20 protein-coding genes and 1 pseudogene are annotated in these 22,558 nt (G+C 38.8%); 8 read left to right on the forward strand and 13 right to left on the reverse strand.

The genetic code is table 11. The features are described 5' to 3' along the window. Nucleotides 1–2: 2 nt before the first annotated feature. From LEP1GSC199_RS16705 to LEP1GSC199_RS16715, 3 genes are all read right to left on the reverse strand, one after another. Nucleotides 3–755: a hypothetical protein gene (locus tag LEP1GSC199_RS16705; RefSeq protein WP_002988044.1), complete on the reverse strand. Its 753-nt coding sequence runs from the start codon at nt 753–755 to the stop codon at nt 3–5. Continuing rightward, entirely contained in the window at nt 756–1,313 is a 558-nt protein-coding gene (gene pyrE, locus LEP1GSC199_RS16710; protein ID WP_002988227.1) for an orotate phosphoribosyltransferase, read from the reverse strand. A gap of 186 nt (nt 1,314–1,499) precedes the next feature. Next, entirely contained in the window at nt 1,500–2,486 is a 987-nt protein-coding gene (locus LEP1GSC199_RS16715; RefSeq protein WP_002988347.1) for a cytochrome-c peroxidase, read from the reverse strand. Nucleotides 2,487–2,759: 273 nt separating this feature from the next. On the opposite strand from LEP1GSC199_RS16715, the gene LEP1GSC199_RS16720 reads away from it, so the two are divergent. Further along, nucleotides 2,760–3,107 carry an LEPBI_I2431 family sigma-54 regulated protein gene (locus LEP1GSC199_RS16720; protein WP_002988164.1) on the forward strand — a complete coding sequence of 116 codons (348 nt, stop codon included), beginning with the start codon at nt 2,760–2,762 and terminating at the stop codon, nt 3,105–3,107. 87 nt (nt 3,108–3,194) lie between these two features. Then, on the forward strand, nt 3,195–4,127 hold the full coding sequence (locus LEP1GSC199_RS16725) for an ornithine carbamoyltransferase (protein ID WP_039927193.1): 933 nt from the start codon (nt 3,195–3,197) through the stop codon (nt 4,125–4,127). A gap of 55 nt (nt 4,128–4,182) precedes the next feature. Here the strand turns inward: LEP1GSC199_RS16725 and LEP1GSC199_RS16730 are convergent, their stop codons facing one another. Then, the gene (locus LEP1GSC199_RS16730; protein WP_039927226.1) at nt 4,183–4,617 is read right to left on the reverse strand and encodes a globin domain-containing protein; all 435 of its coding nucleotides are present in this window, start codon (nt 4,615–4,617) and stop codon (nt 4,183–4,185) included. Between the two features lie 198 nt (nt 4,618–4,815). Between LEP1GSC199_RS16730 and LEP1GSC199_RS16735 the strand changes: the two genes are divergently transcribed. After that, nucleotides 4,816–5,805: an HpcH/HpaI aldolase/citrate lyase family protein gene (locus LEP1GSC199_RS16735; RefSeq protein WP_002988055.1), complete on the forward strand. Its 990-nt coding sequence runs from the start codon at nt 4,816–4,818 to the stop codon at nt 5,803–5,805. Between the two features lie 448 nt (nt 5,806–6,253). Next, nucleotides 6,254–6,454, forward strand: a pseudogene (locus LEP1GSC199_RS16740) (alginate export family protein); the annotation flags it as partial. Nucleotides 6,455–6,535: 81 nt separating this feature from the next. Here the strand turns inward: LEP1GSC199_RS16740 and LEP1GSC199_RS16745 are convergent. The 3 genes from LEP1GSC199_RS16745 to LEP1GSC199_RS16755 all read right to left on the reverse strand — a co-directional run bounded on the left by LEP1GSC199_RS16745 (nt 6,536) and on the right by LEP1GSC199_RS16755 (nt 11,484). After that, nucleotides 6,536–8,608 (reverse strand): methyl-accepting chemotaxis protein, encoded by a 2,073-nt coding sequence (locus LEP1GSC199_RS16745; RefSeq protein ID WP_002988031.1) that lies wholly within the window; start codon nt 8,606–8,608, stop codon nt 6,536–6,538. A gap of 179 nt (nt 8,609–8,787) precedes the next feature. Further along, nucleotides 8,788–9,921: a FecR family protein gene (locus LEP1GSC199_RS16750; RefSeq protein WP_002988155.1), complete on the reverse strand. Its 1,134-nt coding sequence runs from the start codon at nt 9,919–9,921 to the stop codon at nt 8,788–8,790. Between the two features lie 270 nt (nt 9,922–10,191). Further along, nucleotides 10,192–11,484: a chloride channel protein gene (locus LEP1GSC199_RS16755; protein ID WP_083901969.1), complete on the reverse strand. Its 1,293-nt coding sequence runs from the start codon at nt 11,482–11,484 to the stop codon at nt 10,192–10,194. Nucleotides 11,485–11,596: 112 nt separating this feature from the next. On the opposite strand from LEP1GSC199_RS16755, the gene LEP1GSC199_RS16760 reads away from it, so the two are divergent. Together LEP1GSC199_RS16760 and LEP1GSC199_RS16765 are read left to right on the forward strand one after the other, a co-directional pair. Continuing rightward, nucleotides 11,597–11,938, forward strand: coding sequence for an ArsR/SmtB family transcription factor (locus LEP1GSC199_RS16760; protein WP_039927196.1), 342 nt, complete (start codon nt 11,597–11,599; stop codon nt 11,936–11,938). Further along, entirely contained in the window at nt 11,931–12,419 is a 489-nt protein-coding gene (locus LEP1GSC199_RS16765) for an SRPBCC family protein (protein ID WP_002988184.1), read from the forward strand. Before LEP1GSC199_RS16760 ends, LEP1GSC199_RS16765 begins: the two co-directional genes overlap by 8 nt. A 24-nt stretch (nt 12,420–12,443) precedes the next feature. Here LEP1GSC199_RS16765 and LEP1GSC199_RS16770 read toward each other — a convergent pair whose 3' ends face one another. The 5 genes from LEP1GSC199_RS16770 to xerA all read right to left on the reverse strand — a co-directional run bounded on the left by LEP1GSC199_RS16770 (nt 12,444) and on the right by xerA (nt 18,956). Next, nucleotides 12,444–13,223 (reverse strand): lysophospholipid acyltransferase family protein, encoded by a 780-nt coding sequence (locus LEP1GSC199_RS16770; RefSeq protein WP_002988269.1) that lies wholly within the window; start codon nt 13,221–13,223, stop codon nt 12,444–12,446. 93 nt (nt 13,224–13,316) lie between these two features. Further along, nucleotides 13,317–15,473 carry a PAS domain S-box protein gene (locus LEP1GSC199_RS16775; protein WP_002988084.1) on the reverse strand — a complete coding sequence of 719 codons (2,157 nt, stop codon included), beginning with the start codon at nt 15,471–15,473 and terminating at the stop codon, nt 13,317–13,319. 145 nt (nt 15,474–15,618) lie between these two features. Continuing rightward, nucleotides 15,619–17,061, reverse strand: a complete 1,443-nt coding sequence (locus LEP1GSC199_RS16780; RefSeq protein WP_002988316.1) for a nitrilase-related carbon-nitrogen hydrolase — start codon at nt 17,059–17,061, stop codon at nt 15,619–15,621. A 50-nt stretch (nt 17,062–17,111) separates the two neighbouring features. After that, a complete protein-coding gene (locus LEP1GSC199_RS16785) occupies nt 17,112–17,801 on the reverse strand; it encodes a TetR/AcrR family transcriptional regulator (RefSeq protein WP_002988090.1) in 690 nt (229 codons plus the stop codon). 219 nt (nt 17,802–18,020) lie between these two features. After that, a complete protein-coding gene (gene xerA, locus LEP1GSC199_RS16790; protein ID WP_002988234.1) occupies nt 18,021–18,956 on the reverse strand; it encodes a site-specific tyrosine recombinase/integron integrase in 936 nt (311 codons plus the stop codon). 302 nt (nt 18,957–19,258) lie between these two features. On the opposite strand from xerA, the gene recA reads away from it, so the two are divergent. Next, complete coding sequence (gene recA / locus LEP1GSC199_RS16800) at nt 19,259–20,422, forward strand: recombinase RecA (RefSeq protein ID WP_002988250.1); 1,164 nt, start codon at nt 19,259–19,261, stop codon at nt 20,420–20,422. Between the two features lie 131 nt (nt 20,423–20,553). Further along, the gene (locus tag LEP1GSC199_RS16805) at nt 20,554–21,648 is read left to right on the forward strand and encodes a hypothetical protein (RefSeq protein ID WP_002988096.1); all 1,095 of its coding nucleotides are present in this window, start codon (nt 20,554–20,556) and stop codon (nt 21,646–21,648) included. 37 nt (nt 21,649–21,685) lie between these two features. On the opposite strand, the gene LEP1GSC199_RS16810 is transcribed toward LEP1GSC199_RS16805, so the two are convergent. After that, on the reverse strand, nt 21,686–22,513 hold the full coding sequence (locus LEP1GSC199_RS16810; RefSeq protein ID WP_002988127.1) for an aldo/keto reductase: 828 nt from the start codon (nt 22,511–22,513) through the stop codon (nt 21,686–21,688). Nucleotides 22,514–22,558 lie beyond the last annotated feature (45 nt).

Genomic DNA, 22,558 nt, shown 5'->3' on the forward strand with positions numbered 1-22,558 from the left:
ATTTAGTTTTTAAGCCAACCTGACTTATCTAACTGGATGTAGACCTGAAAGAAAAATACCACCAAACTTATAAAAATCATTCTTCTTTTTAAGGAAAACTGGCTTATTGTATGATTCTGCTTTTCAGGTAAATACAAAAGGTAAATGATCAAGTTTACATTAAAAAACAAACCCAAAAATTCATTGGAAAGGATTGGAAATTTTTCCCGAATTACCGGTGTATAAGTTGCAATCAAAACCAAAATACTTGGCAAAAAGTAGAATGGAGTTTTGACACTCCATAATCTATCTTCGGTGAGATCGGTGATTCGTTTGAGGCCCGTTTCTTTTTCAAGAATTGAAACTAACTCTTCTTGTTGTTCAATGTTTACAAGAGGATAAATTTTTTCTTTAGTTTCCAATACGATACGATTGTATCCACGGAATTTATCTGTTGTGATTTGTTCTAAGTCTTTGATCCGGATAGTGGCACAATTTCCATTGGCATCGAATTGTTTTAACGATCCACCTTCAAGTTCAATTCTTCCAGAAGAAAGCATTTCTACTTGTTTTAGGAAATTTTTTCTTAAAAACCAAAAGAACAGTGCTAACAAAGGGAAAAATATTGTAAAAAACTGTATCCTACCCGCAGGAGGCACCTGCAAACTGTTATACGAAACAAAAACAACAAATAAAGAAATGACAGTCCATGTTCTTTTTAATAGTTTATTTCTAAATAACTTTACATCATATAGAAATGTTTTTTGTATGCTCATTTAAAAAAACTCACTTTTGCGAAAGATAGATTCCATCTGAACACCGGCCTTTTCCAAATTCTCCGCACCACCCTCTTCCCGATTTAAGATACAGATTCCCTTTGTGACAGAAATACCCGCTTCTCTTAAAACTTGGACTGCCTTAAGAGTCGATCCACCAGTAGTAATTACATCATCTACTACCAAACATGATTTTATTTCCTTCCAAAAACCCTCAATTTGTTGGCCAGTCCCGTGACCTTTGGTTTCCTTTCTCACAACGAGTGGGTAAATCAGTTTCCCTCTTTTTTGATAAGCCAAGGCAATCGAATAAGCCAAGGGATCGGCACCGAGAGTGAGTCCCCCGACTGCTTGGAATTCGATTCCCATCTTTGGGATGATCTCTTCTACAAAACATTCAGCAAGGACTGCCAGTCGTTCTGGGTGAAGAGTGATTTCTTTACAATTAAAATAATGGTGGGATTCAAGCCCACTTGCCAGTCGGAAGGGGGCTTCTGAGTAGCGATAGACGTAAGATTTCATCCAAAGGAAAAGTTGGTCACGGAAAGATTGGGACATAGTCCAATTATTCGTCCAATTCTCGTCCGGAAAGTATATTTTTATCTCAATAGATTAATTGAGTCGCATACAAGGTTTCCCTTGGAAGTCCAAGGCGGAACGTAGATAGCCTACTTCGTGAAGTACCTCCTTGGATCACTAAAAATGGGTCAGGTATCCAAGGAGATTCGAAATTACTGGAAAGAATTAATTCGTGCGGGTTTTATCAGATAAAGTGCCAAGGAAAGTAACAATTTTCTTTGTTTCTTCCTCAGACAAATTCATACCCAATTGATGGTATGCCATCTTCTTTACTGCATCCTCTAAGGTTTTTACTTGGCCATCATGAAGGTATGGTCCAGTCAAAGCGATGTTTCTTAGGCTCGGTACTTTAAAGAAAAATTTATCTTCTGCTTTTTTGGTTACATTATAAAGTCCAAGATCGTTTGTTTTGTATTCATTTACTTGGCCCATCTTTCTGTAAGAATTTCCACCGAGTAAATTGCCCGAATGGCAAGAAGTACATCCTGCAGAAATAAAAGCTTTAAAACCGTCTTGTTCTGCTTCCGAAATGGCTTTATGATCCCCGTTGATAAAATCATCAAAACGTGAAGGTGTAATGAGAGTTCTTTCAAATGCAGCAATCGCACCCGCTAAGTTCTCGTAAGTAACAGGAGTTTTGTCATTCGGATAGGCTTTTGCAAATAAAGCAGGGTATTGTGCATCTTCGTTCAATCGTTTTAGAACTTCCTTCTCAGAAGGCATAGCCATCTCTACCGGATTGAGAATCGGACCTTTTGCTTGTGCTTTTAAATCAGCGGCGCGACCATCCCAGAATTGAACAAAATGAAATCCTGCATTGAGAACAGTTGGTGAATTTCTGTCTCCATTTTTACCGAAAGCACCGGGAGAGGTAGGAAGATTGTCCACACCAGCACCTTTCCCTTCCACGTTGTGGCAGGAGTTACAAGATTGTGTTTCATTAAGGGAGAGTTTTTTCTCAAAATAGAGTTTTTTTCCCAGAGAAATGAGTTCCGAAGTATCATTTTCCGAACCCGGCATTTTTGCCGGAAGGGCACCAATGATTTGTTTGGCTTTCACCTGCAAATCCTTAGTTTCGGGCGAAGGCCCACAATTGGCGAGCGATACGAATAGAAGGGATAGAAGAAAAGGTGTAAATATTTGTTTGAGCATATATTTGGAATAGTCCTAAAATTTACTCGGAATCGGCAAGTTAGAAATAATATAAATTCAGTCTAAACTTAGAATCATTTCAATTGTGTATAAATGATACAATTTGGCTGTTCCTTGTCCGTTCCCAACTCCTCTTTGGGTTGTAGAATCAACAATTTAGGGCAAATGGATGTCTCCCCCATTTTATGGCAGTGACAAAGTGGAAAAACCTACCTTTTTTCGCTCTTGGCACGATTTATGCTTATCACTGTTTTAGACCTTAAGGAGTTGTATATGTTGAATACAAGAAGAACCGATCGAATTGAATCTTTGGATTGGGATGATTTGGTCTTAAAACTTTTTTCTATTAATCACACACCAGAATTCCTTTTAGCAAAAATTGGGAATATTTCGGAACTCGGTGTGAGTGGAAGTATAGATAAGGACATCGAACTGAATGACCGTGACCTTGTGGCAGGAATCATTGAAAGTGATTTAACTAGATCCCGTATTTCCTTTAAGGGGAAAATTGCTTGGAGAAAGGAAACAGACCAAGGCCTACTCTTTGGAATCAAATTTTCAGAAGAGCTGATCCTTCCCAATTTTATCATTGCTCGGTCCATGGCGGAATCCGCAGCTTAAAAGAGAAAAAAATCAGGATTCAAGGTTAGATTCCTACGAGAATCTCTCGATTTGAATCCGATTCGATCCGATATTAGTTGGGAAGCTATGTCCCAAGTTAAACATTTGATATCTTGGCAAGATTGGAGTGACGGAGAAATCCGTGAACTTCTAGAATTTGCAGTCTATGTAAAGAAAAATCGAGTTTATTTTTCAGGACATATGGCCGGCCGTTCTCTTGCCATGTTGTTCCAAAAAACTTCAACAAGAACGAGAGTTTCTTTCGAAGCTGGAATGACGGAACTTGGCGGGCACGCTATTTTTCTAGATTGGATGGCATCCAATTTTCTTCTTTCAGATATCGATTTTGAAGGGAAATACCTTTCGAGTAACGTAGCCATCATCATGGCAAGACTCAAACGACATGAAGACTTACTTGTGTTAAAGTCAGGATCTACAGTTCCTGTGATTAACGGATGTTGTAATTTATTCCATCCATGCCAATCTCTTGCAGACATACTTACAATCGTTATGGACTCACCTAAAGATTGGCAAAAGAAAAGTTTATGTTATATTGGCGTTCATAATAATGTCGCAAATTCACTGATTGAAATCACAGCAGCACTAGGGATTCATTTAACACTTGTGACTCCCATTGCCTCTGAAGAGTCGATCGTTAAAAACTCCATCGAAAGAGGGAAAACAAAGGGAACCATCTCCTGGGAAACGGATGTCAAAAAAGCTGTTTCTAATGCGGATTATGTTTATACAGACACTTGGGTGGATATGGAATACTTCAATGATCCTAAGTTCCAAAAAGAAAAAGAAGAAAGAATCCAACTCATGATGCCGTATCAAGTGAATGCAGAACTTTTGAAAAATACAAAAGCAAAAGTAATGCATGATATGCCAATCCATGCAGGTTATGAAATCACAAGAGAGATGGTGGAAAGTGATCGTTCGATTATTTTCACTCAAGCAGAAAACCGCTTGGATGCACAAAAAGCAGTCATTCTCAAACTATTAGAAAATCATAGTTAGTATTGATTCGACTCCGTAAAGTTTGATTTGTAGCCAATGATCTTCGCTTGCGGAATCATTCGGTGGGAGAATCTTTGCGATTGACCATCCACCCACTAAATCCATCTAAAAAGTATAAAAAATCAATTTTATCATCGTGTTCGAAATCAAACTTTTGTAAGGCTTCATCATAACATCGAAACCATACCGCCCTTTCTTTTTCGGAAATAGGAAAAACAAAATGGCGCATCCGCATCCTGGCAGGTCCCCATTTTTCAATGTAATAACTGGGACCACCTAACACTTGGATCATAAAATCTGCCTGTTTTTCTTTGGCAAGATCCCAGTCTCCTTGAAACATCCATCGAATTTCTGATGTGGCTACCAGGTCATAAAAGTCAGAGACGAGTTTGCGAATGTTTCCTTCGCCCCATTTTTCATAGAGAAATTTTACATTCGGATTTGCGGGAGGGGGACCACCGGCAGGAGTATAAATATCGTTTGGATCCAAATCGATAGTCAGTTTTGCGAAAGGGACAGGAAGGGGAAGTCGAATTTTCGACCGGAGCCGAAGGCGGAGCCCGGACTGGCCCGGCCCCGAGGAACGAGAGGGTTCGCCCAAACTCCCCATTCGGATTTTGGTATTATTTCCTGGACGATAGGCAAAATTCACAAAACTTGGTAAAAAAATCCGAAAAAGGTATATTAAATGGCACTGACTCACCCGCAATCAGCTCTCTTTGCAGGAGAAAAACCTTTCCCTATCATCCCTGCTTGTGAACACTTCGCTGGATCTGAAAAACTCATCACAAAAGCTCTCGAGTTACAAAATAAACTCGGTGGACTTTTTGATATCACGATGGACTGCGAAGACGGTGCCCAAACAGGAAAGGAAAAAGAACACGCAGAGATGATTGTTCGCATTCAAAACTCGGAACTGAACAAACACAAAATGAGTGGTGTTCGGATTCATGATTATACCAACGAACATTGGCGAGGTGACGTGGATATTCTGGTTCCAGGAGCTGGAAATGTACTCGCATACATCACAATCCCAAAACCGACTAAAGCAAGTCAGGTGAAAGAACAAATCACTTATATCCAAGATGCTTGTAAAAAAGCTGGAATCAAAAGAGAAATCCCCATCCACGTTCTAATTGAAACTCACGGTGCACTCAATGATGTATTCGAAATTGCGGCATTACCTTGGTTGCAAGTTTTGGATTTTGGACTGATGGATTTTATCTCCGGCCACCATGGTGCGATTCCGGCATCTTGTATGAAATCTCCTGGTCAATTTGATCACGAACTTCTTCGCCGAGGAAAAGCAAACCTAGTCGCAGCCGCTCTTATGAATGGTGTGATTCCGGCTCATAACGTAACTTTAGACCTTAAAAATATCTACCAAACGTACGCAGATGCAAAACGTGCCCATGATGAGTTTGGTTTCTTACGTATGTGGTCCATCTACCCTGCACAAATCCAATCCATTTTGGATGCAATGGCTCCCAACTTTGCAGAAACACAAACAGCTTGTGACATTCTCATCAAAGCACAAGATGCGGAATGGGGACCGATCCAACATGACGGCGACTTACATGACCGTGCGACTTACCGCTATTTCTGGGAACTAGTCCAAAGAGCCAAACTCACAGGACAAAAACTTCCAGACGAAGTAGAGAAACGATTCTTCGCATAAGAATTAAAACAGATAAGATTAGGATTGGATTGGGTAAGTTGCTCCTTTGCGGATTAACTTACCTAACTGGGGATAACAGTTTTCCCTTCTAACACCTAATGATACAAAGGCTCACATTTGTGGGCCTTTTTTATTGCCTTAATAGAAATTGGTTTTTCAACTATAGCTAAAAATCCCAAAGAAGGAACGTCGCAAGGAAGGGAAAAGGGAGGCGTTATTTACAAAAACATCTGGGCTTCTGAGATTCAGAAGCTGGGATTGGCTCCATTTTTCTGTTTTTACAGACTCTTTATCTGCTATAACGATTTTTTGTTTGTAATCTTGGGTGGGTCATTGCCTACTGGCCTAACTTATGAGCGAGTCAATTTCAAAATCCACCCCCTTCTCCTCCCTATTTTTACTTCTGATGATCGCCATGAGCACTTCGGCGATCTACGGCCAAGCGGAATTAGTAGCAACAGAAGTGAATTTTATTTATATCATCACTCCATTTGAAAATGTTTCTTTCTGGTTCGGAGCCACTGTGATTCGTGCGGGAGATGCCATTAGAAACCAAAAAAACAATCCCAATGAACCAGACCCACTTCATAGATATGACTTGAGCCCTACTGCGACAATGGCGACATTCCAAACCGTATTTGCGATTTAATGGATGGTAATTGGTTTCATGGAAACCGATACGAAAGGAATGGGAACCTAAAGATTTGGTTCCCATTCGAAACGATAGACTTTATTTCAACTTAAACCTTTCTACTTGCGTGGACAGGTAAGATGCTTGAGAAGCAATTTCCCCTGCAACAATTGTCAATTGGTCAGATCCCGTGGCTACATCTTGAGTTCCATTGGAGATACTGATGATTGTTTTGGAAATTTCCTCTGTAGCTCTTTTTTGTTCAAACACTGCATCTTCAATTTGTAAGTTTAAGTTAGTTAGTAGATTTGAATTCCCTGCAATGTCCTTTGCGTTATTTTCTTGTAATAGTACAGAGCCAAGAACTCTTGTGGCAGAAGTTTCAAATTCTTTGACTCGGCTATTGAGTAGATTTAAAACTTGTGCTGCTTCGGTTACTTTTTTGTTTCCATTTTCCACGGCAGAGTTTGTGGATATCACAAGGTCTCCAATCTCTTTTACAGAAGCACCCGTTTGTAAGGCTAGTTTTCCAATCTCTTCCGCAACCACGGCAAATCCTCGCCCAGCGTCTCCGGCCCTAGCCGCTTCAATCGCAGCATTTAGTGCCAATAGATTTGTTTTTTCGGAAATTTCTGTAATGATATCTAAAACTTCACTAATCCGTTCTGCTTTTTCACCAATGTCTTCCATAGCGCGAGTGGATTCGTTCATTGCCGTTTCACCGACAACTGCATGTTCTCTGGATTCCGATGCAAATTTTGCTAGATATTCCATTTCTTTATTAATATTTTGAACTTCTTCTTGTAGAGTTAACACTGATTTATCAATTTCTTTCATTTTTACAACTGCCTCCTCCATCGACTTACCGACATTATCTGCCGATGCGGATAACTCTTCCACAGCAGCCGAAGACTCTTCTGCAGCAGATGCTTGGGTCTGAGAGGTATCTGATAGATTCTGTGAAGTAGATGCCATTTTATTGGATTGATTTCCCAATTTCTCCACTGTTTGTTTGATATCCCCAATAATGGATACTAAACTATTTTTCATTCGATTCATAGAATGTAATAAACTTCCAATTTCATCCTGATTGATTTCTTCAGCGTTAATCGCCAAATTTCCATTCGCAATTTCAGAAGAAAAATCCATGGCTTTCTGTAACCTGACACTGATTTGTTTTTTAAATACAAAATTAAGAAAAAATAAAACCACAATTAAAATGACGATAGAAATCAAAGTAGAACTAAAAATTACCTTGGTAATTTGATTTCTAAAAATTGAATCGGGGATACTGACTTGAAGTGCCCAAAATTGTGGATCTTTTCCTATATGAAACGGAGAAAAGTAATGAGTGTATCCATCACTTTGAATCGTAAACATTTTACCAAGTTTAAGATTTTCTAAATAAGTTTTCAAATGTTCTGGATTTTCAATTTTTTTACCAAGTTTGGTTTGGTCCTGACCATACATCACGTAGATCCCTTTATCAGATAAAAAAGCAATATGTCCCTGGCCACGAAAAGGTCGGCTATCTCCGATTTTCTCTTGCAAAGTACCAACATCCAAATCAATCCCAGCGGCTCCTTTAAATTTCCCTTTAGGATAAATCGGAACTACAAGTGAGATCATTTGGATTTTTTTCCCACCTGCTAAATATTCATAGGGACCAAATACTTTCGCTTTATTGGTTTTTTTTACCTGAAGATAATAATCCCCTGCTCCATTTGGATCGTCATAATCATTCAAATGTTCTAAATTGATCTTACCATCAGCAGTATGATGTAAATAAGGAACAAATCTTCCAGTTTTGTCATGGCCAGGTTTTCCAACAAATGCAGAATCACGACCCTCGTAAGCATTTGGTTCATAACAAAGCCAAATTGCAAAAATATCATCATTACGTTCTAAGATTTCTCTCATACTGCTAATCATCGAATCGCGAGGTGGTGATGTATAAAACAACGCAAAACGATATCCTCGAATGACACCCATCATTGCATTTAGGTGTTCTTGGATTTCAAAGGACCATTTTTCAGAAGTGATTTTTGCATTTTCTTCAATTTCAGTTTTAAGGTCTGTGATTGTTCGATACATCTGAAAAGAAGTTAGAACAACAAATCCTACAAATAAAATTCCTGCAATGGATAAAGAGACCCTTTGTCGTATACTCATAAGGATCGATCTTATGTGGTTAAAATTTTTTGTAAATATATTACCATTTCCCTGATTTGAATTATGAACGTCAGATGGTAACGGGAACTCTAGTTCCCGCAATCAATCCCACAAGTTAGGTAGATTTACTAATCTAATTCTACCTAAAAATGGGATAAAGTTACGTTATACGATCACTGTTACTTTTTAACCTTCGTTTTCACTTTGAAATTCTTATATTCCACATATTCGATATCATCAACGGACAACTGGAATACACCCTTCGTGGAATGGATAATGAATATATCACCTAACTGAGCCACTACGGCACCAGAAAGCACATCGCCATTGGATTTGTGGATTGTTTCCAAAACACTATAGTGACTATGGATTTCTTCCTCGTTGTCCAAACCTATTTTTTCTGCGTCAGCGGCAATTTTGTTCAATGCTTCCACTCGCTTTTCTTCGTGTTCTTTTTCGATGGTAACAACAGCGGATTCCGATGGATTGGAGTTTTGAGATTCGATTTGTTTTTGGACTGTTTCTTGCGCTATGGATACAAGGGTTTCTGCTTCCGCTTTTTCTTGTGGAGAAACGACACTTTCTTTTTTTGATAAACCATTATCAAAATCTGTAAATCCAGCTAATTGTTCGTTTGTGAGAGCATTGGCAGCAACTTTAGCATTGATCAAATAAACAAGTTCATTTAAATTTGGGTTTACCTCCAATCGTTCGCCTGGTTCCAAAACCACTTCGTTTTCTTCTAATGTTTTCACTAAACGATTGTAATTTTCGATAGAAAGTCCTTCGTTGATTTCAATTAACTTGGGAGAAGTTTTAAATGCAACAGACACAACTCCTTCATATACCTTCACCTTAGGTACCGATCCTTTTTCTAATTCAAAGGAAAACACAGTACCACGAACGCCCGCCACCATCGTTGGGGAGGTCACAGAAAGGTTTTGTCCCGACTTTAATTTTACTGATTTAACAAGAAGGTTCCCCGTCCACAAATGAATGTCGGTATTCGGACGGCTTTCCCCCGCAATGTCTCGAAACAATACATCTGAATTGTCTTTAATACGGATCACCTCTCCTCGGTAGGTTTGTAAATCCACCCGACCTAATTTTGTGAGAACACGATCACCCGGACGAACTACATCCCCCAGTTTTGCTTTGGATTCCTTTCCCTGGGATGTGATGGTAATGTTACCTTGTAAAAAAGTGACTACTGCGCCAGCTGTCTGGTCTTTGGTTTGGTTTGAGCCGAACTGCAATCGATTGCATTGAAATGAGAAAAGGACGAAAGTTAAGAGAGTGATTATGGTTTTCATATTTTTTTCCAATTGAGCCTTGTAGTAGAACAAACAATTCAGGGTAGTTCCATTTTCAAATTTGTAAAAACAAAATTAAATTTTAAAGAAATTGAGTCGATTTTGCCTCGATCCGTAGAAATGGAACCAAAATTGTAACCGATGTCTAACTAAAATCAGGCCAATAAACAAGAGTTTACTGCCAATACTTTAACCAAACAAAGCAAGTTACAAAAAACCAAATCTTCCGAAATAGAATGCCAAAAAAAATGGCAAGTAAAAACCATAAATCTATTTCTTCAATTCAGAAATTTTTTTCCCAACATGAGAAGAAGGGCTAAACATTTTTGCCCTTCCAATTCTTTGTGATGGGTAGATACTACTATGGCCAGAACAAATGTAGGCAATTAGAGAGACAAAAAAGAATAAGATTCCCGATTCCCAGCCGAACAATTCCATTCCCATAATCGCAGAAGCAAGTGGTGTATTACTTGCTCCCGCAAATACCGAAATAAAACCAATCCCAACAAATAGTGTTAGGTGAACTGGATCAAAAAAACCAAAAATATTTCCCAAACTGGCACCGATAAAAAACAGGGGTGTAACTTCACCTCCCTTAAAACCAGAACCGATTGTAATGGCAGTTAAGAGTAACTTAAAAAGAAAAGTTTCCCATGGCAAAGATCCAACAAAGGCAGCTTGAATGGTAGGAAGTCCTAAACCAAAATAAGTAGGGCTTAGTCCAATACTGAATAGGATAACGAGTATGATCCCACCAAACAACGGACGTAAAGGAGGATACTCAATCCACAAAGAAAACCATTCCGATAATTTATGCACAAACCAACTAAATAACTTAGCTACCCATCCAGAAAGGATTCCAATGATCACCAAACAAACGATTGTTACTCCAGTAACATCCAATGGGATTTTTGGATAATGTGAATGACTGGCTCCCCAAAAAAGACAAACTAAGTGAGAAAGATAGGCTGTTACTAAAGTGGGAAAAAATAATTTCCAACGGTAAGTTCCTATCCGAATTACTTCAATAGAAAAAATCGCAGCAGCAAAGGGAGTACCAAAAACAGAGGCAAATCCAGCACTCATTCCTAGTAGAATCAATGTTTGTTGCTCTTTATAACTCAAAGGTAACAAACGAACCAATTGGTGGGAGATAGATCCGCCCATTTGGATTGCCGTCCCTTCTCTTCCCGCTGAGCCACCAAAAAGATGAGTGAAAAGTGTGCCAAAAAAAACAAAAGGAGCCATTCGAATCGGAATGATGGAGGTGGGCGAATGAATTTCTTCTAATAACAAATTATTTCCCTTATGAACATTCTTTCCATAATGAAAATAAAACCATCCAATTCCAAATCCAGCGAGAGGAAGAAAATAAACAAACCATTGTTTGGATTCTCGAATTTCTGTAACTTTTTCCAGTGCCACTAAAAAAAGGGCAGACGCAGATCCAACAAACAAAGCGATGAAGGTAATGATAACGAACCATTTCCAAACAAAACGTAGATGGAAAATGCCAAAAGAATTAGAACTTATTTCCTCGTTTGGTGGAATTTCCAACGTCATTTACCTATCCATCAAATAGAATCAATTCTCTTATGAAAACCAACTTTTCAAAATCGTTAAAATCTAATACTTAGGTGTTGACCTAAGTATTAAAATCTGATACAATGCCAATATGGTCAAAAGGTCTTACAATATTGATGTTGTTTTACAGGCCTTGTCTGATCCAACAAGGAGGCAAGTCATCGAAAGACTGGGTATGGGTCCGGCCAGTGTCAGCAATTTGGCCGCACCTTTTTCTATGGCGATGCCTTCCTTTATGCAACATTTAGATATTTTGGAAACTGCTCAACTGATCTATACCGAAAAGGTCGGAAGGGTGCGAATCTGCTACCTAAATCAAAATCCATTTTCAGTTATGGAATCTTGGTTACAGGTTCAAAAGTCTTTATGGGAAACAAGACTGAACCAATTGGACTCATTCTTATTAAAAACAAAGGGGAAAAAATATGAGTAACGAATCAAAAGAAACATTCAATCCCGAATTGGACTTGGTGCTCGAGCGAATAGTCGAAGTGCCAGTGGAATTGGTCTGGAATGCATGGACAAAGCCAGAACAATTAATGCATTGGTTTACACCAGCTCCATGGAAAACAATAGATTGTAGAATCAATTTACAACCCGGAGGAGAGTTTTACACGATGATGGAATCACCAGAAGGAAAACATTTTCCGAATAACGGATGTTTTCTGGAGATTGTTCCTTTAAAAAAACTTGTTTTTACTGATAGTTTACTTCCTGGGTATAGGCCATCAGGAAATAGTTTTATGACTGCCTTTGTAACCATGGAAAGTTTGGGAACTGCTACTAAGTATAAGGCTGTAGCAAAACACAAAGACCCCGAAACGAAAAAACAACATGAAGATATGGGTTTTATGGATGGATGGGGTACTGCCCTTGACCAACTAGTAGCCTATACAAAAACCTTACCTAAATAAGAGTAAGCAAACAAGGGTTCGCTGCTACACAGGAACAGCGGACCTTTCGATTGCCTCAATTTCCTTTTTTTTATCTTTCATAAGAGTTTCTGCAGCCGCTAAATAAGTTTCAAAAGTAGAATAGTCTTTTGCTTTGATGGACCCGCAAAAATGGAAGTATACGGTTTTGGACTTTTTTAAATGGGAATATTCTTCAAAATCAGAATAACCCATCATCCCACTCACAACAAAAACATCTAAATCCACATGAAATTTATAGGCAATTTTCATAACCCCTGTTTGGAAAGGTTTAACTTCTTCCGTAAAAGTTCTCTCACCTTCAGGATATAAAAATATAGATCTTGTTTTTAAAACCTTAAGTACATCTGTTTTGAAGTTTCTGAAATTAGGTTTTTTTTCAGAATAAATTACAGCCTCCACAATGGTTTTGTGCATCATCAGGGGAATGATTTTATATCTTTGAATGATATCCCCACCTAAATAAGATAATTTTACATCTTTAGATTTGGACAAATAAGGAAGAGCTACGATTAAGGGAACTTCCATTGCATTGGTATGATTACAAATTAAAAAACGATTATTCCCATTGGGATCCCAATTCCCCTGTTCAAAATGTAACGTTCTACCAGTGAGTAGGAAAAAAGAACGATACCAAAAATATCCAAGATAATTATTGATACGATTGGACCATTTGTCGAGGCCAGTAATTTTAAATATGTAAGAGAATGATAGTCCGATAGGAAAGAGAATTACAAAAATAGGAATTGCATAACATAATACAACATAGAATTGGAGTTGGCCCATGTGAGAATAGGAACCGACACATGAAGGCGGTAAACAAGAATTCGAAAGAACTGTCTTAAAATCTAAATATTTTTGCAGATACCTTGGAATGCATCAAAGAGTTAGTTCTAAAAGAAACTTAGTTATTGGATTTCTAACGATGCTAATTTTACCTTCGATTTGATCCATAAGCATACCAATCAACTGTAAACCAAATCCAGGAGAGTGTTCTAAAGTAATGGATTCTGGAATTCCCACACCATTGTCCGAGTATTCTAAATACAGTTTTTTACCTTCTCGAAAGATTTTTAATCCAATCTCTGCACTTGTGATTTCGTTGAAGGCATGTTTCATTGAATTGGTAATGAGTTCGTTCAGAATGATTCCTAAAGAAGAAAGGAGTTTTGCGTTTAACTCAATTGGTTCTTCGAGGATATCCATCTTCACTTCTACATTTTTCGGAAAGATACTGACAATTTCATTAAAGATAGCCGGAAAATAATCTTGTAAAGATACAGTATTGTCTGTTTCAGAATGATATAGTTTATCATACAATACAATCATACTTTTTACACGTCCCGCAGCCTCATAGAGAATCGTTTGAATAGAAGTGTCGGATTGGGACCTTGCCTGTAGAGTTAACAAGGTAAAGATGGAACTCATATTGTTTTTTACACGATGGTGGATCTCTTTGAGTATATTTTCCTTTTCGTGTAATAACTTTTGAATTTTAGATTCGGAAAGATTACGAACACTGACGTCTCTCAAAATTACTGTATATAATTTTTCGCCCTTAACGGAAATCTGAGAAATGGAAGCCTCAATAGGAAACTCTTCTCCATTAGCCCGAAGACCACGGATCTCACCAAGAGCACCCATGGCTCTGCGACTCACTCCTGTTTTAGAAAACGAATCAATATGACTGTCATGTTGGCTACGGAAATCCATAGGAATCAAACGATCCAAACCTTGGCCGATGATATCCTTAGATTCGTATCCAAACATTTTTTCTGCAGCTCCATTAAAGAGAATGATTTTTTTAGATTGGTCGATGCTGATGATGGCATCCATTGCCGATTCAATGATTTGTGTAAGTTTGGCCTCCGATTCACGAATGCGATTCATAGCGTTCAATCGTTCGGAAATATCTCTACCAACAGTAATATAACCAATAGGTAAATCACTTTCATCATTCAAAAGTACTTGGTTGATTTCGATATTACGGAGACTTCCATCTTTTGCAAACTTAATCACTTCTCCAATAAAACTACCTTCCAAATTAACTTTTTCAATCACTTGGTCGCTGGTTAGCTGCAAATAATCTGTTTTTAAAACTTCTAAAACAGATTTCCCAATCACTTCTTCTGCTTTCCAATTATAAATCTTTTCTGCAGCTTTGTTCCAATAATTGATTATATGATTAAAATCTGTTCCGATAACGGCATCCAATACATTGTTTAACATGTTGGCTTGTTTCGCAATTTGACTTTGAACATTGTATTCTGCCGTGATATCTCGAAAAACGAGCACAACTCCCCTTGTATCACCATTGAGATCTTTGATAGGAGATCCTGAATCGGAAATCTGATATTCGGCTCCATCCCGAGAAAGAAGGACTGTATGATTGGCAAGGCCAACAATAGAATTGGTTCGCAGTACTATATCTACTGGATTTTCTACTAAACTACGAGTTTTTACATTCACAATTTTGAATACATCACTTATGGTAAGTCCGACCGCCTCATCGTGAGTCCAACCCGTTAATTTCTCCGCAATGGGATTCATACGAATGACTTTTCCATCGCTATCAGTTGCAATGACACCATCGCCAATCGAATGTAAGACGGTTTCTAGATGCTCTTTTTTACTTTTAGTCAGTTCGTTTGCTTCAAAAAGTTTGAATGCCATTTTGATCGAAGCATCAAGCACCGTAAACCCAGAGTTTTTGACTACATATCCATAGGATGTGATGGTTTCTGTTTTTTTGACAATTTCTCTTTCTGTATGAGAGGAGAGGAATACTACGGGAATCTCTTTATGGTTTAATATTTCTGTAGCCGTCTGGGTTCCGTCCAATCCTCGTCCGAGGTCAATGTCCATAAGGATGAGGTCGAAAGGTTTACCTTCAAGAATGATGAGTTGGATGGCATTTTCCCCATTGGTAACATGTGTTACAGCGTATCCACCTTGCTCCAATTGGTTTTTCTCAAACATGGCGAGGATCGCTTCATCTTCAACTAACAAAATAGATTTATCAGCGACTACTGTCATCAAACATCCTTTGAGAACTCCAACCCGGTAGGTATCAGGAATTCACAGACTACAAATGATGCCAAAAATGAAATTTAATTCAACCAAATATTTAGAAATCTTCTAATATTAAAATCTGCCCTTATTCCCCTTACATAAATCTCTGTTAGTTCCTATTTTTTAGTACATACACAAAAATGGACAGACCACAAACGATGAAATAGATTATCCCTATACCGATTATCCAATTCCCTAACTTACTATAAAGTGTTGGAATTGCAGTCGCTGTTACAGAAGCTACCAAAACTCCATCATTTTCCTCGTAGTAGTCAAGTGTTCCTTTGGCACGACCATAAGCATCGTAAACTCCAGAAAGAGCCCCTCGAGTGGAGCGAACGATGGATGTTCCATTTTCGATTCCACGAAGGACGGCCATTTCGGTATGGAAAGGATTGATTCCCTTCCAATCAGAAGCAGGAATAAAAGTGATTCCTGTTCCTAAATCAGAATGTGTTTTTGTTAGTTGGAGGCTATCAAAATCATAACAGATAGCTACAGACATCTTTCCCCATTCGGTTGTGATGACTCTGATTTCGGAAGGGTTATGGGAAACTGGCTCACCTGGTGGAATGAATTGTTTGAAATAAATCTGGCGTGTGGATCCATCCTTTCCGATCCAATGTAACTTGTTATCCATAAAGAATTCTTTTTCTTTGATTGGGACAATATAGGCTGCAATGATTTCAATTTCTTTTCCTTTGGCTAAAGCAGATACTTTTTTTAAAAACGAATCTTCATCCTTACGATGGATCATTACAGCTCCTTCATTCCAAACAACTACCTTCGCACCCTCCTCTGCTGCCTGTTTGGTTCGATCAAAAACAAGATCGGTATTCTTTTGATTTTGGATGGGATCTAACCAAATGGTTTGAATTTCCATTTTGGAAGTCACCGTTCCCACTTTGATACTTCTCCCTTCGATGGGGAGAGTGAGACGCACTGTTCCATAAAAAGACAATCCCACTAAAAATAAAGAACAGGTGAATAAAGAATATTGTGAAGACTTGGAGATTTTAGATTCAGAAATATATTCAGATAAGGATTGATCGATACTTGCATTTACTAAATAAATAAGAAAACTAATTCCCGTGGCTCCAAATAAGGATGCAGATTGTATCAAAATCAAATTGTTGATTTGACTATTGGCAAACATTCCCCAAACACCTAACTCAGAACTATAACCACCCACCCATTCGACAATGGTAAATAAAAAGGCAAAACTGAAGATAGGGGAAATTTGTTTGGAAAATTTTATCTTAAGTTGGTTCCAAATCCAAAGTAGGAGAGTAAATACAATTCCGCCCTGGACACCAGAAAGGATAGCAATCCAGATATGGAAAGGTTCCGAAACAATCCGCATGGTTGATGCTGTTTGAATTAAAATAAGTGCAATCAGTAGTGTTCGAATGGAATACCCTAATCGAATGTAACGTAAAAAAGGGACAAGGGTTATCCAAGCAAAGATAGGAATGTTCCAATTCATACCCGTAAAGCCAAGAAAAATCCCACCAAGAGATAACAAAAACCACTTTTGATCCAAATATTTCATCAATATTTCCTTATATAATTATATCTTCATTTACTTATTAGTAACAAATTTCATCCCTTTATTTTTCCGCCGGCTCCCCTCCACAAATAATACAAGGATTCAAGCCAAAGTTTTTCCAAGTTTTGGTTTAGTTGAAAAGCGAGAACGGGAACTCCAAAAAAACAAGATGCGATTGCCATAGAAAATGATTTCCAATCGGTAGATGTTGGGAGTTCGCCATTTTTTGCAGCCACAGATATTGCTCTCCGAATGATTCCTTCGACCCCATCGGCAACCAAATCTTCAATGCCAACGATCCGAGGAAAGAGTAACGCTCGTTCGGCTTTTGTGAGTTTTGGTTGTTGTAAGGATTTCCGAGTTTTTGCCTGAAAGGATATGATTTCCAGAAGGATTCTCGGATTTTTTTTGGATTCCTTGGCAGTATAACGAAATAAAGCAGTAAGGATACCAAGTCCGGATTCTGACATTTTTTTCTCATGGGCAAACACAGAAACTTGCAAACTCCAAATTTGGATGTAATGGAGAATCAAATCACCTTTTTCCGGAAAATAATTATAAAAAGTGGGTTCGGAAACTTCAGCGATCTGACAGAGTTCTTTAATTTTAATTTCTTCAAAGGGTTTTGATTCTAATTCTTTTAGGAAGGCAAAGGTTAAATTGGTTCGAGTTTTAGCAAATTTTGTTTCCTTCAATGGGAAAGAAAGGAGTGGATCCGAATGTTTATTTAAACCTTGAGGCACGATCTAAATATAGCTGGCTTTAATTTTATAGTCAACTATATATTTTTGCATAACTTTCAGAAAAATGAACTTATGGGAAGTTTTTTTAAGGAAATGGGAAATTTGGTTTCGGGAAAAATGGGTTTGTGGTAGAAGGAACGCATTGGGCGGTGGGTCTAGTTCCCCACCCTCAGATCAGGGCGGGGAGATTCTATCCGCGCGCGAAACTATATCCTATCCCTATTTCTTCGCATGAGGATGTGCATTCCTATACACTTCCTTCAAACGGTCCCTCGATACACTTAAATATATTTGTGTTGAGGATAAAGAAGCATGACCGAGTAACTCTTGTACGGCGCGAATATCGGCCCCAGCATTCAATAAATCAGTGGCGAAGGTATGTCTAAATTTATGCGGAGTGATGGCTTTTTCCATTCCCATTACGACTCTACGTTCAGATAAAATATAACGAATCCCTCGTGTTGTTAATTTTCCACCGCGTTGGTTTAAGAAAATTTCGTCAGGACCCGCAGAACCTCTTTCTTCCAAATACTCTCTTAAAGCAACTTGTGCTTCGTCACCAATAAACACGAATCGTTCTTTACGACGTTTCCCCATAACTTTGAGTGAAGTTAATTCCTCGTTGAGATCGCTTAACTTGGCATTGACTAACTCAAACACACGTAGTCCCGTGCTATACAATACTTCGACAATAGCTTTGTCTCGTTTTCCTAAAACTTCCGCTTTTTCTCCATCTTCATAGTCGAGAATGTCTTCTGTTTCTATTTGTGTAAAATTTTTGGGTAACTTCTTTTTGGTTTTTGGAAAACTCACCTGCAGGATGGGATTGGCTCCAATTTTTTCTTCTCGGAATAAAAATTTATAAAAAGTGCGGAGAGAAGATAGTTTACGACTCTGGGTTCGTTTGTCTTGTTTTTTCGTGGCTTTTAAATCTGCAAAGTAAGACCGCACATCCAAAACATCGACTGTCAAAATATCGATTTCTTCTTTCAAACAAAACTCAAAGAAAAATTTCAAATCACGGAGGTATGCAAATAGAGTATGTTCCGAATAGTTCTTTTCGATTTTTAAATAAGTTCGGTAACTGCGAAAGAGTTCAGCCATGGCTTGGGGGAAATGGTCGGGGATTTGGACTTCAAGAACTGGCAGGGTCATACAGAAAGAATATCGGCAAAGTTTTCTTTCTCCTACGGCAAAAAAACACTATACAAGTACTTACGTTTTGTTTAGTGTTGAAAACGGAAAAAAAAGACATAATCCAGAAAAAATTCCCTCCCCCTTCTAATTTGTCCCAGGCTTCAGGCATAATGAGACCAATCCGGAAGAGAAAAAGAGTGGAATGCGGAAGGGATGGGTTCATCCTTGAAAGAGTCGGTTCAGAAGAATTTTTTGAAACCAACGAACCCAGTCCCCTACCTAGTCTTTCGGAACACCGATTTTAGGAGAACGTTTGATTCATGAAAAAAGAGAAAGCTGACAAGGCTCAAGAAAAAGAAACCGACCAAAGAAAGCAGGCCATTGACGCTGCCCTAGGCCAAATCGAAAAACAATTTGGTAAAGGTTCCATTATGCGCCTTGGCGCCGATACACGTATGTCAGAAATGAACGTAGTATCCACAGGTTCTTTGGATCTAGACATTGCCTTAGGGATAGGCGGGTTTCCTTCTGGTAGAATCTTAGAAATTTATGGACCAGAGTCTTCTGGTAAAACAACACTCACTCTTTCTGCGATCGCAGAAACACAGAAAAAAGGAGGCATTGCCGCCTTTATCGATGCGGAACACGCCCTCGATCCGTCTTATGCCAAAAAATTGGGAGTGAACGTAGACGACCTACTCGTAGCCCAACCAGACAACGGGGAAGAAGCATTAGAAATTTGTGAATCCTTGGTTCGCTCGAATGCGATTGATCTCATCGTGATCGATTCGGTTGCCGCTCTCGTTCCGAAAGCTGAGATCGAAGGCGATATGGGCGATTCGCACATGGGTTTGCAAGCTCGCCTTATGTCCCAAGCCCTCAGAAAACTCACTGGAACCATATCCAAATCCAATACAACAGTTATATTTATCAACCAGATCCGTATGAAGATCGGTGTGATGTTTGGAAGTCCAGAAACCACTACCGGTGGGAACGCCTTAAAATTCTATGCTTCGATCCGATTGGACATCCGTCGTATTGAGACTCTGAAAGAAAAAGAAGAACCTGTAGGAAACCGAGTTCGCGTGAAAGTGGTGAAAAATAAATGTGCCCCTCCTTTCCGCCAAGCAGAGTTTGACATCATGTATGCGACTGGTATCAATAAAGAAAGTTCTCTTATCGATCTTGCCGTTCGCCATGACCTCGTTGGGAAAGCAGGTTCTTGGTACTCCTATGGTGGAGAAAAAATCGGCCAAGGAAAAGAACAGGTCAGACTTTTCTTTCTCGAAAACCCAGACATTGCATTCAAAATTGAAAACCAAGTTCGGGACCTCAACGGGCTTCCGCTTGTCGACCAAGCAAAGATCCAAACAAGGGAAGTAAAATCCATTGAAAGGGATCCGAAAGAAACTAAAGAAACAAAATCAAAACAACCAGTTAGTTTCTCCACCGAAGCAGACGGAGACGTTGCTGTCGGAGAATAGATAAACACGGCTTTCTTTTTAGGAACCATTGACCGGTTCGGGGTTTCCCGGGCCGGTTTTTTTTTTGCCAAATCAAACGAAGGTAATTTCCACTTACACAAAGAAAAATCGAAGTCCATCTATGAAAAAGGATGTCTGGAATCTGTCTTCGGGGAGATTGTTCCTTAGACATTCCGAAACCTATGACAAAAAAGCTCATCCTCTTCGTATTTATTTTTTCCCTCCAATGCCAAATCCAAGAAAAGAAAACAGAAACTGCCTATGGGGAAACCTCTCTCCATGATGAATGGGCCGGTCTCAGTAGTTCTGATCCACTCCATAAAAACGAAATGGATCTCAGTTGGAAAAAGTTAATCAATACAAAAGATACAATCACCAATTACCTGAAAGGAAAAGAATACCAACCAAAAGTAAAAACTGTTGTTTACCCTTTTAGTGGAATCGATGTTCTAAACCTATTCTCTTTTTATCCAAATTGTGATCGTTATATTTTGTTTGGATTGGAAGAACCCGGTTACCCAAACCAATACAGTTCTCTTTCTGATAAAGAAAAACAAATCGTAAAACAGGGAATAAGGAACTTATCGGATCATTTGGCTGGCAGAAATTATTTCACGTACCGGAAAATGAAGGAAGAAACTAAGAAAAAAGAACTGAACGGAGCCTATCCAGTGTTTGTTGCCTTCCTTCGTCGAATGGGGAAAGAGATATTAGATTCAAAAGAGGAAGTGATTGTTGGCAAAGGGATTACTTATAAGGGTTTTACAATTTCCCTTTATGATGCAAAACTAAAAAAATACGAAACACTTACCTACTTTAAAATATTCTTAATTGGCAATGAAGGTGTTCCCGGCGACGGATTGTATGAATACTTCTCTGAGTTAACGAACGTTGGAATTTTTACAAAATCTGCGGAGTATTTGTTTCATGGGGAAAAACGAAAGTTAGTTAGAGACCTCCTTCTAAAGAATGCAGAATTTGTAGTTCAAGATGAGTCGGGTTTCCCCATTCGGTTTTTTCCGGAGGAGAGCTGGAAACGCCAAGTTTTTGGAAGGTATGAAAGGTCCTGGAATTTATCCGGGGCAGTTGTCCCGGAAGTCCAACCAGAATTGAAACACTTGAGTGCGATTACAAATGACGAAACCCTACCCTTTCCCTTTGGTTATGGGTATTTAGGAACTAAGGACAACCGTCAGTCGGCTGTCCTCGTCTTCGAAAAGAAATAAAAAAAGTCTAAGATCGAGATTCGGATTGGGATTTCGATTACTCTACAGTAGTGGGATCCCAACAAGTTCGAAAATCTTCATTCCAACCAGCAATTTCCTTCATATCTGAGTCTGATAAAACAAAATCATATACATCCGCATTCTCTCGAATGCGTTCTGGATTTTTTGATTTTGGAATGACTACGTGGCCTGCTTGTAAAGACCAACGAATCAAAATTTGCGCATTTGATTTTTTATATTGGCTCGCAAGTTTTGTGATCCTGGAGTCTTCCAACTTTTGTCCATGAGCCAGCGGACTATAGGCTTCGAGTAAAATTCCTTTTTGGATACAATATTCTTTTAGTTTTGTGTCTTGTAAAAAGGGATGGTATTCCACTTGGTTCATCGCAGGAACCGTTCCCGTTTCTTTTAAAAGTTCTTCAAGATGGGATACCATAAAATTACTGACACCTATGGATTTTGCCTTGCCTGCTGCTTTTATTTTTTCTAAAGCCTTCCAAGACTCATTGCGTTTTCCAGAAACAGGAAAATGGATCAAATACATATCTACATAGTCTGTTCCTAATTTCTTCAGTGATACGTCTATCGCACGTAATGCAGTATCATACCCTTGGTCAGCGTTCCAAAGTTTTGTAACGAGAAATATATCACTCCGACTCACTCCACTCTCTTTGATGGCAGTCCCTACATCCGCTTCGTTTCCATAAATGGCTGCGGTGTCAATATGCCGGTAACCCAATGACAAAGCTGATTTGACAGCCTCCAAACATTCTTTGGGTCGGGATTTCCAAACACCAAGTCCTAACTGAGGAACGGAGATGGATTGGTTTGACTGTAAAGTAGATGTGATCTTAAGATTTGACATAAAGTAATCGTTAGACTAAAGACACACAACTATAGTTGCCCTATA

This window comes from Leptospira vanthielii serovar Holland str. Waz Holland = ATCC 700522, assembly GCF_000332455.1.
In the GTDB taxonomy this organism is placed as follows: Bacteria; Spirochaetota; Leptospiria; order Leptospirales; family Leptospiraceae; genus Leptospira_A; species Leptospira_A vanthielii.